The following is a 12,388-nucleotide window of genomic DNA, read 5'->3' as shown; positions in this document are numbered from 1 at the left end:
CCCGGGGACACCCCCCGGACCCCCGGCCGACTCACGACCACAACGTCGCGATGAAGATGTTCGCCAGCGTCAGGCCGCCCACCGCGCCGAACGGGCCCTTCCCCACCTTCTCGTCGTCCCGCTTGACGTAGACCAGCGCGAGGATCACCACCAGCACCGCCAGCTTGATGCCGACCTTGAGGTTGTTGACCGCCTGGTCGTCGGCCTGGTTCAGCCCCACCAGCGCCACGCCCGTGACCAGCATGGTCAGGGCGCCGTGCAGCATCGCGGGCGTGAAGCGCGCCGTGCCCTCGCCCATCGCCTTCATCTGGGTCAGGAAGCCGCCGAGCAACGACGCGATGCCGATGATGTGCAGGGCGACGAAGACATTGATGAGTACGTCCATAACACCGGAGCCTAGCCGTACGGTCCGAAAGCGACCCCGACGGTCCGACTCCCGCCGACTCCTGCCAATAACGGTCATGTCACCACTTCGCCGCGCCCCGGAGGTTTAGCGTCCTCCCCCAGGTGACCAACTCCCCAACGCCGCCGCACATCCGGGCGGCACGCCGGTCACCACGCCGATGGATCCGGCGGTGGGCCGTTCCCTGTGCGGCCCGCCGCCGGACCCGTACGGCGCGAACCGCCGGACTCCGGAAGGACTGGCCCTCGTGGCAGCGCACCGCAAACCCAAGCAGCGCACGATCGGCGGCCCCGCCGCACGCACCGCCCTCACGCTCGCGCTCGCCGGTGCCGCGACCGCCACCGCCTTCGACGGTTCCGGACACGCGGAGCCCCTCCCCACGCCCGAGCAGCTGAAGGCCAAGGCCGACAAGCTGTACCAGGAGGCCGAGGAGGCCACCGAGAAGTACAACGGCGCCAAGGAAGCCGCCGACCGGGCCCGTGAGTCGCTGGACGAGCTGCGGGACGAGGCGGCGCGGCGCACGGAGCGGCTCAACGCCAAGCGGAACGCCCTCGGTTCGATCGCCACCGCGCAGTACCGCGCGGGCGGGCTCGACCCGGCGGTACAGCTGGCGCTCTCCGCCGACCCCGACGACTATCTGGCCGGGGCGGAGCTGGCCGAGCGGGCCGGGTCGCGGCAGGCCGCCACGATCGCCGGGATCCAGAAGCAGGCGCGGGAGCTGGCCCAGCTGCGTGCGGAGGCGGGTGAGCGGCTGGCCACGCTGACGGCCCGGCAGGCGGAGCTGGCCCGGCACCGGACGACGATACGCACCAAGCTCGCCGCGGCCGAGAAGCTCCTGACGCAGCTCACCCCCGGCCGGCGCGCCGCCTACGCGGGCCAGGACGGCACCTCGGCGTCCCGGGCCGACCGCGACGCCGCCCGCACCGCCCCCGGTGCCCGGGCCGCCGCCCCCAACCCTCGTGCGGCGCAGGCCGTGGCGTACGCGTACGGGGCGCTCGGCAAGCCGTACGTCTGGGGCGCGACCGGGCCGTCCTCGTACGACTGCTCGGGGCTGACGCAGGCCGCCTGGCGCTCGGCCGGCGTCTCACTCCCCCGCACGACGTACACGCAGATCAACGCGGGCCGCAGCGTCCCCCGCTCCCAGCTCGCGCCCGGGGACCTGGTCTTCTTCTACTCCGGCGTCTCCCACGTGGGGCTCTACATCGGAGGCGGGCAGATGATCCACGCCCCGCGGCCGGGCGCCCCGGTCCGGATCGCGCCGATCGACCAGATGCCGTTCGCCGGCGCGACCCGGGTGGCGTAGGCAGGTCGGCCCCTGTGAACCCCAGGCCCCCTGAACGGCCCTGGGCACACGGCCGTCAGCGCGCCGCCGCCGATGTCGTCGGGCCCCCCTGCCGGTCAGTGCCGTCAGACGAGCCGGCGCGCCGTCGCCCACCTCGTCAGCTCGTGCCGGTTCGACAGCTGCAGCTTCCGCAGCACCGCCGAGACATGCGACTCGACCGTCTTCACAGAGATGAAGAGCTGCTTGGCGATCTCCTTGTAGGCGTATCCGCGTGCGATCAGCCGCAGCACCTCCCGCTCCCGCTGGGTGAGCCGGTCCAGGTCCTCGTCGACCGGCGGTGCGTCCGTCGACGCGAACGCGTCCAGCACGAAGCCCGCCAGCCGCGGCGAGAACACCGCGTCCCCCTCCTGCACCCGGAAGATCGAGTCGACCAGGTCGGTGCCGGTGATCGTCTTGGTGACGTAGCCGCGCGCACCGCCGCGGATCACACCGATCACGTCCTCCGCGGCGTCCGACACCGACAGCGCCAGGAACCGCACCGGGTGCTCCGCTGCCCCCATCAGGCTCGCGCAGCGGCGCAGCACCTCCACCCCGCCGCCGCCCGGCAGGTGGACGTCGAGGAGCACGACCTCGGGGCGGGTGGCCGTGATCACCGTGACCGCCTGGTCGACGTCGGCCGCCTCGCCGACCACCTCGACGCCCGTGGTCTCGGTGCGGCCGATCTCGGCCTGCACTCCCGCGCGGAACATCCGGTGGTCGTCGACGAGCACGACCCGTACGCGACGCTCCGTGGTCCGTTCGTTTGCGTCGGTCTGCTCGGTCATCCGTCCGCCCTCTCCCTCTCCCGCTCCATCTCGAGCTCCACTTCCGTGCCCTCGCCGGGTACGGAACGCAGGCGCGCCGTCCCGCCGTTGCGCTGCATACGCCCGATGATCGATTCTCGTACGCCCATCCGGTCCTCCGGTACCGCGTCCGGGTCGAATCCGGGCCCCCGGTCCCGTACGGAGACGAACACGGTACGGCCCTCGACCTCCGCGTACACCTGGACCGGACCGCCCTCGCCACCGTACTTCGCGGCGTTCACCATCGCCTCGCGCGCGGCCTGCATCTGCGCGGTCAGCTTCTCGTCGAGCGGGCAGTCGCCGACGACCACGACCTCCAGCGGGACGCCGTGCTTGTCCTCCACCTCGGCGGCGGACTTCTTCACCGCCTCGGCGAGCGTGGTGGGCTCCTCGTCCTCCTCCTTGCCGTTGCCCTCCGGCTTGTAGAGCCAGTTGCGCAGCTCCCGCTCCTGGGCGCGGGCGAGCCTGCGCACCTCGCCCGCGTCGTCCGCGTTGCGCTGTATCAGCGTGAGGGTGTGCAGCACGGAGTCGTGGACGTGGGCGGCGACCTCGGCGCGCTCCTGGGCGCGGATCCGCATCAGGCGCTCCTCGGAGAGGTCCTGGGTCATGCGCACCAGCCAGGGGCCCGCGAGCAGACCGACGCCGGCGATCACGGCGAGCGCCGCGGTCAGGACGTTGCCGAGCTGGGCCGCCGAGCCGCGGACCACCACGAAGACGGTCAGGCCCATGCCGACGAGCGCGACGCCCGCGAGTCCGCGCGCGAGCTGCAGCAGACGGCGCCGCCGGCCGTCGCCGGTCCACTGGGCGCGGCGGGCGTTGTCGGCCTGCCGCCACACCAGGACGACACCGGCGCCTATCAGCAGCAACGGCCATACGTAGCGGTTGGCACTGCCCAGGTCGACATTGCCGACGAAGACGACCGCGCCGATCAGCAGGGCGATCAGCGCGAACAGCTGGCCCTTGTCGGGCTTGCGCAGCCGACGCCGGCCGTCCGGCATCGTCTCGAAGACGGGCCTCGGCTCGGCCGACCTGCCCCCGACGCCGAGCGGGACGACGATCCAGAACACCGCGTACAGCAGCACGCCGAGGCCGTCCGCCATGAAGAGGCCCAGGAAGACCAGCCGGACCCAGATGACGGGCAGCCCGAGATGTCCGGCGAGACCGCGCGCGACACCGCCGAGCCAGCGCCCGTCGGCGCTGCGGTACAGCTTGCGGACGGGCGGCTCTTCGGTCTCGGGGAGGCGGGCGGCGGCGACGGGCATGGCTCGATCGTCACACGTCTGTACGGGCCCGGTCATCAGGGCCGTCCCTGAGACCGACCCTGAACCTCAGGGGGACCCCGGGAGGAATATCAGGGACGGGCCAGGGTCGGGGCGGCTGCCACCCGCGGGCGCGCCCCGTCACCATGGAGTCATGACTCAGCCGACCGCCGTGCCGCCCCAGCCACCGCAGGAGCAGGAGTCCCCGCCCGCCCCGCTGCGCCGGGCGCCGCGGCAGAAGCTGGTCGCCGGTGTGTGCGGGGGCCTCGGCCGGCTCTGCGACATCGACCCGGTGATCTTCCGGATCTCCATAGGGGTGCTCTCGGTGACCGGCGGCCTCGGCCTGATCTTCTACGGTTTCGCCTGGCTGCTCATCCCCCTCGAAGGCGAGGAGGAGAACGAGGCGCGCCGTGCGCTGTCGGGCCGCGTCGACGGCGCGGCGCTGGCGGCCGTGCTGATGGCCCTGCTCGGCTGCGCCCTCTTCCTGTCGATGCTCGGCAACGGCGGCACGCTCGCGTTCGCCGCGCTGCTGGTGCTCGCCGTGACGGGCGCCGCCGTCTGGTCGCAGCGGCGCACGACGATCACGCCCGAGGGCGGCCCGCTCGACCCGGCGACCGCGCACGCCGTGGCGGAGGCGCCGCCGGAGACCAAGGCGCCGCCGACCCCCGGGGGGCCCTCCTGGTGGCGCGACCCCATCATCAAGGACGGCACCACCGGCCCGGTCGCCACCGGCTATCTGTGGGGCCCGCCGGACGCCGTGGTGACGGACGGACCGCCGCCGCACCGCATCCCGGAGCGCGACCGCACGGACCGGGGCCCCGTGGACCGGGGTCCCGCGAACTGGGGCGTCACCGCCGCTCCCCGCCCGCGCGGGCCGCGCTCCATCGGCGGTCTCGTCCTCCTCCTCGCCCTGGTGGCGGGCGGCCTCGGCACCGGGCTGACCTGGGGCGGCCATCCGCTCGGCACGAGCCTGCAGTTCGGGCTGGCGTGCGCGCTGGCGGTGTTCGGCCTCGGCCTGGCCGTGAGCAGCTCCCTGGGGCGTACGGGCTTCGGCACGATCGTGATGACCATGCTCACGGCCGTGCTGCTGACGGGTGCGGCGGCGCTGCCCAAGGACATCAGCACGGAGTGGGCGCGTACGGAGTGGCAGCCGGCCACGGTCGCGGCGGTGGCGCCGCGCTACGAGCTGGGCACGGGCGTCGCGACGCTCGACCTCGCCCGGGTCGCGATCCCCGCCGACGGCACCGTGAGCACGCGAGCCGAGCTCGGCATCGGACGGCTGCATGTGATCGTGCCGAAGGACGCGACGGTGAAGGTCACCGCCGAGGCCGGGCTCGGCGAGGTCCGGCTCCCCGACGACCCGCCGAACGACGTGGACATCTCCCCGGCCAAGACCCGTACCCGTACGCTCGCCCCGCCCACGGGCACGAAACCGGCGGGCACCCTGACACTCGACCTCGAGGTCGGATTCGGACAGGTGGAGGTCACCCGTGCTGCTTCATGAGTTCCGCCCGGCGCGGCTGATCGCGGGCGCGGCGGCAGCAGCCGCCGCCGCGCTCTTCCTCGGCGATGCGGTGGGCGCCTGGCAGACGCAGTGGTTCGTGGCCCTCGTGATCGTCTTCGACGGCCTGTTCCTCGCCGGCGCCGTGGCGTTCGTGCACTACCGGATCCGTCGGCGCCGCTCCGCGAAGGCCGCGTCGACCGAGAGCACCGACGCCCCCGCCAGCAGCAGCGGCAGCCAGGCCATCAGATAGATCAGGTCGTTCCCGTAGTAGTACGGGTCGGTCGCCCAGCTCACGGTCAGCCACAGGCTCAGCGAGATGAGCGCGCCGCCCAGTGCGGCGAGTCGCGCCAGCAGCCCGAGGAGGGTGCCGATCCCGACGGCCAGCTCACCCAGGGCGATGGCGTAGCCGAACCCCTCGGGGTTCTTCAGCGCCAGATCCACCAGCCCGGGGATCGCGGACGTGTCCCGCACCGCCCTCATGAGCTCCCCGACGGACCCCGTGCCGCCGGCCGCCATGAACGCGCTGTCGGTGAGCTTGTCGATTCCTGCGTAGATGAAGGTGACCCCGAGGAAGATCCGCAGCGGCAGCAGCGCATACCGCTGGGCGGTCTCCTTCCAGGCCCCTCTACGGCCTCGCCGTTCGTCGATCATCCCGTACGTCGCCGTCGTCCGGTCCACATGCGTCATCGTCGCCTCCGCGATTCCTCCGGCTGGGACGATTCTCCCCACGCCCCGTACATATGACTACGGGGAGGAGGGCCGTACGGCTCAGTCGGCGTCGCCGGGTGGCGTCGCGAGCGGCGTCGCGGAGCCCGCTCAGTCCGTGACGTCGATCGTCACCCGGTTCGACTCCGCCCCCGCCGCCGTCACGACCTGCACGTCGACACGTCCCGGCTCCACCTCGACGGGTACCGGGACGGTGACGCTCGTGTCCGTGGGGTTGGTGAAGCCGCCGGACACCGGCACCAGCGGGACATGGACGTGGACGGCACCGATCCGGACCGTTATGCGGGCCAGCCGGTCGGGGGAGCCGGCGCCCGGGGGGACGAAACCGGCGCCGCGGATCTCGATGTCGTCTCCCGTGCGGATGGGGCCGTCCAGGCCGCCGGGCTCGCGGGCACGGACGATGGAGAGCACCATGGGCCGACCGCCCTCGGCGTACTTCCCTGCGAGATAGACGGCGGCGGAGACGAGAACGAGGGCGGCCAGCCCCGAGGGGAGGCGGGGCAGCTCTTCCGGGCGGCGGGTGAGCAGGACCACGGCGTGGACGAGGGCGGCGGCGCTGATGAGGACGTACTGCGCGTCCGGGAAGCTGCCGCGCCCGTCGTCGTCGCACAGCACATCGGAAGGGTGCGGCCGGTCCGCCTCCACCTTCTGGAGGCGCTGGGTGAGGATGCGTACGGTGACGACGCGGCGTACGACGACGGCGACGAGGCAGCTCACCGCGACGAGGGTCAGCAGGGCGGTGGCGCGCCTGAGTCCGAGTCCTGCGGGAGCCGCGGCGGCCAGCCGGAACGCCAGGAACAGCACGGAGTAGGCGGCGCACAGCACCCACGCACCGGCGACGACCCGCGACGTCGACAGCCGGTTGTCCTCGCCGACGAGCGGGGCGAGCAGTCCGCCGCGCGCCCGGTACAGCGCGGCCGCGCCGGTGAGCAGGGCGGCGAGACAGGCCGCGGCGGCCAGGCCCGCGGTCCGCGACACGGTCCAGCCGGGGCCGAGCGCGGTCACCGCCTGGACGAGGAACAGCAGGGCGACCCAGCCCCACAGCACGACGAGGGTGCGCCGCCAGACGACGTTGAGCCAGGCCTCGCCGACCGCGCGGCTGCGCTCGGCGACGGCACGCGCCGACTCGGTCAGCTCGTCGGAGATCCACTGCCGGGACGCGCCTTCGGAGTACGCCACTTGGACGGGCAGCCCTCGCCCGGTGGCGAGTTCGTCCCGGCGCACTCCGAACTCGGCGAGGGCCCGCCGATGTCGCTCGCGCGCGCCGTGCGGGCAGTCGCCGCAGGTGCAGCCACCGCCGTGCACGCCCTGTCCCGCTTCTTGCACCGCCACGGCGACGCACCCTTCGATTCGACCAACAACCCTGCAATGCCAAGGAATTGTGCCGTACGGGCGCGCTCACGCAGGCACCGGCAAGGCGGTGCGAGGGTGATTGACTCACGATCAAATTGACGTACTACGACATGAGTTCGGGCTCCGCTGCGACGATCTGCCGCCACAGCGGCTGGTAGTTGATCCACGCGGCAAGATCACTGCCGAGCTGCTCGCGGGTGGCGACGGCTTCCCTGTGGTCGATCAGCACCGGCTTTCCGGCCGCACGTGCCGTCAGCTGCACCTGGGCGCAGCGCTCCATGGCGATGAACCACCAGGCCGCCGCGTCCACCGAGTCGCCGGCCGCGAGCAGCCCGTGATTGCGCAGGATGATGCCCTTGTGCCCGCCGAGCGCGGCGGCGATGCGTCGGCCCTCGTCCGCGTCCACGGCCACGCCCGTGTAGGCGTCGTACAGCGCGTGGTTCTCGTAGAAGGCGCAGGCCTCCTGGGTGATCGGGTCGAGCAGCTCGCCGAGCGCGGACAGGGCGCGGCCGTGGCGGGAGTGGGTGTGCGCGACGGCCACCGTCTCGGGCCTGGCCCGGTGGACCTCGGCGTGTACGGCGAACGCTGCCTGGTTGACGTGCCGGGTGCCCTCGACGATCTGTCCGTCACCGTTGACGAGGACCAGCGCGCTCGCGGTCATGGACGCGAACGGCTCACCGAAGGGGTTGACCCAGTAGCAGTCCGGGAACTCCGGATCCCGGGCGGTGATGTGCCCGGCGACGCCCTCCTCGTACCCGAAGCGCGCGAAGAGGCGCAGCGCCCCGGCGATCCGCTGCTTGCGGTGGGCCCGCTCGTCGGCAGGGGACTCGTGGACGGGCGGCATGGCGAAGTGGAGCCGCTCGACGGGGACGGGGGCAGGTGCGGGTGCGAATGCCTCGGCCGGAGTCTCGGTCATGGGGCGGAAGGTAGCGCCGACCACCCCAACTGACCAGAGATTTCACGTGCCTTGCGGATCAGAGGTTGTCGATCTCCGCGAGGTCGATGTCGATGTCGAAGGGGACGGAGAGCTTGAGCCGGTCGTGGAACGTACCGGACGACTCGTAGACGCGGGTCTCCTTGTCGAGCTCAAAGGCATGGACGACCGGGCGCGCCTTGGGCTCGGTCATCTCGACCCGCCAGAAGTACGGGATCCCCGCGCCGGCGTACTTGTGCGGCTTGGTGTCGGTGTCGCGGGACTCCGAGTCCGGCGAGACCACCTCGATCGCGAGCAGGACGTCCCTGACCTGGAAGTAGGTCTGCTGCGGACTTCTCGCCGCCGTGGCCCGTACGACGAGCACATCCGGCTCCGGGCCGTTGCGTCTGTCGATCACCACGGTCATCTCGCGAACGACCTTCAGCTCGGGTGGCACAGTGCTGCGGAGCCCGTTCACCAACAGGTCGATCGCGATGCTGTGGAAATAGCGTTGCGGGCTCACGAAAACCAGGCTCCCGTCGATCAGCTCGGTGTGCGGCGGGAGGTCGGGCAACGTCAGCAGGTCGTCCACGGTGTAACCGTCCTGCGGCGGCACCGGCCAGTGGTGCGCGGTCTCAGCGGTCATGAGGATTCCTCCCATGGACGGGATTCTGGTCCGTATGGGCAGCGTACCCAGCCGATACGACAACACCGCCGCCCAAACGAATGAGCGACGGCGTCGGCGTTGACCTGCTACGTATGCGTAGGGGTCACTCCCACTCGATGGTGCCCGGAGGCTTCGACGTCACATCCAGCACGACGCGGTTGACGTCCGCGACCTCGTTCGTGATCCGGGTCGAGATCTTCGCCAGCACGTCGTAGGGCATCCGCGTCCAGTCCGCCGTCATGGCGTCCTCGCTCGACACCGGGCGGAGCACGATCGGGTGCCCGTACGTCCGGCCGTCGCCCTGGACACCCACCGACCGCACATCGGCGAGCAGCACGACCGGGCACTGCCAGATCTCGCGGTCGAGACCGGCCGCGCTGAGCTCCTCGCGGGCGATCGCGTCGGCCTCGCGCAGCAGGTCCAGGCGCTCCTTCGTGACCTCGCCGACGATGCGGATGCCGAGGCCCGGGCCCGGGAAGGGCTGGCGGTGGACGATCTCGTCCGGCAGGCCCAGCTCCTGGCCGACCATCCGGACCTCGTCCTTGAACAGCTTGCGCAGCGGCTCGATCAGCTCGAACTCGAGGTCCTCGGGGAGGCCGCCGACGTTGTGGTGCGACTTGATGTTCGCGGTGCCGGTACCACCGCCGGACTCCACCACGTCCGGGTAGAGGGTGCCCTGCACCAGGAACTGGACCGGCTGCTCGCCGTGCGCGCCCGCCTCGGCGATGATCTCGGTTTGCGCCTGCTCGAAGACCCGGATGAACTCCCGGCCGATGATCTTCCGCTTCTCCTCCGGGTCGGACACCCCGGCGAGCGCGGTCAGGAACCGCTCCTGCGCGTCGACGACCTTCAGCGAGACTCCGGTCGCGGCGACGAAGTCCTTCTCGACCTGTTCGGTCTCGCCCTTGCGCATCAGGCCGTGGTCGACGTACACGCAGGTCAGCTGGGAGCCGATGGCCTTCTGCACGAGAGCCGCGGCCACGGCGGAGTCCACGCCGCCGGACAGGCCGCAGATGGCACGCCTGGCGCCGACCTGCTCGCGGATCAGGGCGACCTGCTCCTCGACGACGTTGTGCGTCGTCCAGGTCGGCTCGATGCCGGCGCCGCGGTAGAGGAAGTGCTCCAGGACCTGCTGGCCATAGGTCGAGTGCATCACCTCGGGGTGGTGCTGCACGCCGTAGAGCTTCTTCTCGTCGTTCTCGAAGGCGGCGACAGGGACGACGTCCGTGGACGCGGTGACGGCGAAGCCCTCGGGCGCGGCGGAGCAGGCGTCGCCGTGCGACATCCACACGGGCTGCTCCGCCGGGGTGCCCTCGAAGAGGGTGGAACCGGTCCTGCTGACGTGCAGGTCCGTACGGCCGTACTCGCGGGCGCCGGAGTTGTCGACGGTGCCGCCGAGGGTCTGCGCCATCAGCTGGAAGCCGTAGCACATGCCGAAGACGGGGACGCCGGCCTCGAAGAGCGCGCGGTCGAGGCGCGGGGCGCCCTCCTCGTACACGGACGAGGGGCCGCCGGAGAGGATGATCGCCGCGGGGTTCTTGGCCAGCATCTCCCCCACCGGCATGGTGGACGGCACGATCTCGCTGTAGACCCGGGCCTCACGGACGCGGCGGGCGATGAGCTGGGCGTACTGCGCGCCGAAGTCGACAACGAGGACGACGTCGGGCGCGGCAGCAGGGGACGCTGAGGACACTACGGCGGCCTTCCGGCGGGGGTGGGAGGGTCTCTATTTGTCGATTCTACCGGCGCGTGGGGGTCCCTTTTCGTCTCACCATCCGAACCGGTATTGGCACCCGCGGGAACGGGAGGTCCATACTGACCCCCATGCGCAAGCACTCGACCTTCGTCTTTACCTATGGCACCCGGCCCGCCGGCTGCCATGGTCGTGCTGCTTGAGCAACTGACAAGCGACTTCCCAGGCGCCCCGGGCCGACAAGGCCCGGGGCGCGCTGTGTTTTCCGGGCCTGGCCGATCCGGGGCCACCGTCCAAGGAGCCCTCTCATGACCGCCACGTCCCTCTCGACCGACACCGGAGCCCGCACCGACGAGGCCGCTCAGGTGATCGGCAACGCCCGCGAGCGCATCGACGCCCTCGACGACCGCATCATCGGTCTGATCCAGGAACGGATGGCCGTCTCGGCCGTCATCCAGGAGGCCCGGATCACCTCGGGCGGCCGCCGGGTGAACCTCTCGCGCGAGATGGAGGTGCTCGGCCACTACAGGGACGCCCTGGGCAAGCCGGGTACCTCGCTGGCGATGACGCTGCTGGAGCTGTGCCGGGGCCGCATCTGAGCACGCACGTGCGTGCGAGCCCGCTCTCACCCGTACGGCGCGTGACCGCATGCCGCGGGGCTTCGTTGGTCCCGATGTCCGTGCCAGCCAGGGGCGGGCCCGAAGGAAGAAACCACGCGTGGCTCCGCTGGGGCGTGTGGCGTACCGGAGGTACGTCGTGGGACCTCGCCCCAGCGCGCGTGACCGGTCGGCAGGGGACAGCAGCCCGGTCACCCCAAGGGCGGTCGGCTCCGGGGACGCCCGGGGCCGGCCGCATCCGGTCCGAACCACTGTGCCGGCCGCAGTCGGCCGGCACGATGCGGGACCAGCCAGTCCCGCACTGCGCACCACCACTGCCCTTGGTCGAGACCGTCGGCGCGGCCGCGAGCACGCCGACCCGACCCGGGCATCCCCTACGAGCGGCGCACCCCCCGGCGCCGCCCCTCGGCACCGACGCTGCCCTGACGTCGGTGCCGACAGCCGAGGGCCCCGCGGACGCGATGTCCGCGGGGCCCTTCCTGCCGGGTACGGCCTCGGCCTCGGTCACCTCTCCTCGACCGGGTCGCCCGGCTTCCGGACGGCATCGCTCCACTCGGGCGTGGGCTCAGGAAAGGGGCGGTCCGACAGGCGAGTCGGGCCGCGAAGGGGATTCTGCGGCTCCTACGGCCGCGCGGCCGCCGCAGGGCGGGACGACTTCCCGTCACCCGGCCCCTTTCCGCCACCCGTCATGCGCGGGGTCGCCGTCCGGCTCGGGCCGGTCGTCGGCAGACGTGCCGCCGAGCGAGGCGCCCGACCTGGCGCGCCGGTCAAGGGCCACGAGATGGACCCATGGCATATGCCAAACGCAATGTGACAGGGGCCACATAAAGATTCTGTGAGGTGCCGTGCAACCAATCCCTCCGGTCACCGGTCATGCATGCGGAACCAACGGCCACACCCGTGACCCCACAACCGGGTACGGCCCACCAGACTCCGTGCCGCACGCTGCGGTACGCCGGACTTCGCTGAGGTCTTCATGAAGCTTCGCCGCGCTATGGCTGTCGCTGCCGCGACCGCTGTCATAGCCCCCGCCGCCTTCCTGGCGGCCCCGGGGGGGGGGGGGGCCCGCCCCCCCCACACCAACCCCCCCGCCCGCCACCACCCGGCGCACCGATAAGAAAAAGAAAAC

General features: G+C 71.9%; 12 protein-coding genes. 4 read left to right on the top strand and 8 right to left on the bottom strand.

The window, feature by feature from the left end; translation table 11 throughout:
- Nucleotides 1-31: 31 nt before the first annotated feature.
- Complete coding sequence (locus tag ABT078_RS36090) at nucleotides 32-385, bottom strand: hypothetical protein (protein WP_351235476.1); 354 nt, start codon at nucleotides 383-385, stop codon at nucleotides 32-34.
- Between the two features lie 265 nt (nucleotides 386-650).
- Here ABT078_RS36090 and ABT078_RS36085 point away from each other — a divergent pair, with 265 nt between their 5' ends.
- Nucleotides 651-1,706, top strand: coding sequence for a C40 family peptidase (locus ABT078_RS36085; protein ID WP_351235474.1), 1,056 nt, complete (start codon nucleotides 651-653; stop codon nucleotides 1,704-1,706).
- A gap of 104 nt (nucleotides 1,707-1,810) precedes the next feature.
- Here ABT078_RS36085 and ABT078_RS36080 read toward each other — a convergent pair whose 3' ends face one another.
- Nucleotides 1,811-2,509, bottom strand: coding sequence for a LuxR C-terminal-related transcriptional regulator (locus ABT078_RS36080; RefSeq protein ID WP_351235469.1), 699 nt, complete (start codon nucleotides 2,507-2,509; stop codon nucleotides 1,811-1,813).
- Nucleotides 2,506-3,789, bottom strand: a complete 1,284-nt coding sequence (locus tag ABT078_RS36075) for a PspC domain-containing protein (protein WP_351235466.1) — start codon at nucleotides 3,787-3,789, stop codon at nucleotides 2,506-2,508. The genes ABT078_RS36080 and ABT078_RS36075 overlap by 4 nt, the downstream gene beginning before the upstream one ends.
- Nucleotides 3,790-3,940: 151 nt before the next feature.
- Between ABT078_RS36075 and ABT078_RS36070 the strand changes: the two genes are divergently transcribed.
- Both ABT078_RS36070 and ABT078_RS36065 read left to right on the top strand, forming a co-directional pair.
- A complete protein-coding gene (locus ABT078_RS36070; protein ID WP_351235464.1) occupies nucleotides 3,941-5,290 on the top strand; it encodes a PspC domain-containing protein in 1,350 nt (449 codons plus the stop codon).
- The gene (locus tag ABT078_RS36065) at nucleotides 5,277-5,540 is read left to right on the top strand and encodes a hypothetical protein (RefSeq protein ID WP_351235462.1); all 264 of its coding nucleotides are present in this window, start codon (nucleotides 5,277-5,279) and stop codon (nucleotides 5,538-5,540) included. Before ABT078_RS36070 ends, ABT078_RS36065 begins: the two co-directional genes overlap by 14 nt.
- Here the strand turns inward: ABT078_RS36065 and ABT078_RS36060 are convergent.
- The 5 genes from ABT078_RS36060 to guaA all read right to left on the bottom strand — a co-directional run bounded on the left by ABT078_RS36060 (nucleotide 5,447) and on the right by guaA (nucleotide 10,642).
- Entirely contained in the window at nucleotides 5,447-5,977 is a 531-nt protein-coding gene (locus ABT078_RS36060; RefSeq protein WP_502981480.1) for a DoxX family membrane protein, read from the bottom strand. The two genes, ABT078_RS36065 and ABT078_RS36060, sit on opposite strands and share 94 nt — an antisense overlap.
- A gap of 129 nt (nucleotides 5,978-6,106) precedes the next feature.
- Nucleotides 6,107-7,348, bottom strand: a complete 1,242-nt coding sequence (locus ABT078_RS36055) for a hypothetical protein (protein WP_351235460.1) — start codon at nucleotides 7,346-7,348, stop codon at nucleotides 6,107-6,109.
- A gap of 124 nt (nucleotides 7,349-7,472) precedes the next feature.
- Nucleotides 7,473-8,285, bottom strand: a complete 813-nt coding sequence (locus ABT078_RS36050) for a class II aldolase/adducin family protein (protein ID WP_351235458.1) — start codon at nucleotides 8,283-8,285, stop codon at nucleotides 7,473-7,475.
- 58 nt (nucleotides 8,286-8,343) lie between these two features.
- Entirely contained in the window at nucleotides 8,344-8,928 is a 585-nt protein-coding gene (locus ABT078_RS36045; protein ID WP_351235456.1) for a Uma2 family endonuclease, read from the bottom strand.
- Nucleotides 8,929-9,052: 124 nt separating this feature from the next.
- Nucleotides 9,053-10,642 (bottom strand): glutamine-hydrolyzing GMP synthase, encoded by a 1,590-nt coding sequence (guaA, locus tag ABT078_RS36040; RefSeq protein ID WP_351235454.1) that lies wholly within the window; start codon nucleotides 10,640-10,642, stop codon nucleotides 9,053-9,055.
- A gap of 308 nt (nucleotides 10,643-10,950) precedes the next feature.
- Here guaA and ABT078_RS36035 point away from each other — a divergent pair, with 308 nt between their 5' ends.
- Nucleotides 10,951-11,241, top strand: a complete 291-nt coding sequence (locus ABT078_RS36035; protein WP_351235452.1) for a chorismate mutase — start codon at nucleotides 10,951-10,953, stop codon at nucleotides 11,239-11,241.
- The last annotated feature ends 1,147 nt before the right edge of the window (nucleotides 11,242-12,388 follow it).

Origin of the sequence: Streptomyces sp. NPDC002133, assembly GCF_040296405.1 — a bacterium.
GTDB lineage: Bacteria > Actinomycetota > Actinomycetes > Streptomycetales > Streptomycetaceae > Streptomyces.
Note: the sequence above shows the minus strand (reverse complement) of the source record. Positions and strands in the feature narration are given on the sequence as shown.

Bases quoted from the DNA above. Each gene is read 5' to 3' on its own strand.
- ABT078_RS36060 (WP_502981480.1), bottom strand. From the start codon at position 5,977: ATGACGCATGTGGACCGGACGACGGCGACGTACGGGATGATCGACGAA.
- ABT078_RS36075 (WP_351235466.1), bottom strand. From the start codon at position 3,789: ATGCCCGTCGCCGCCGCCCGCCTCCCCGAGACCGAAGAGCCGCCCGTC.
- ABT078_RS36050 (WP_351235458.1), bottom strand. From the start codon at position 8,285: ATGACCGAGACTCCGGCCGAGGCATTCGCACCCGCACCTGCCCCCGTC.
- ABT078_RS36045 (WP_351235456.1), bottom strand. From the start codon at position 8,928: ATGACCGCTGAGACCGCGCACCACTGGCCGGTGCCGCCGCAGGACGGT.
- ABT078_RS36070 (WP_351235464.1), top strand. From the start codon at position 3,941: ATGACTCAGCCGACCGCCGTGCCGCCCCAGCCACCGCAGGAGCAGGAG.
- ABT078_RS36090 (WP_351235476.1), bottom strand. From the start codon at position 385: ATGGACGTACTCATCAATGTCTTCGTCGCCCTGCACATCATCGGCATC.
- ABT078_RS36035 (WP_351235452.1), top strand. From the start codon at position 10,951: ATGACCGCCACGTCCCTCTCGACCGACACCGGAGCCCGCACCGACGAG.
- ABT078_RS36080 (WP_351235469.1), bottom strand. From the start codon at position 2,509: ATGACCGAGCAGACCGACGCAAACGAACGGACCACGGAGCGTCGCGTA.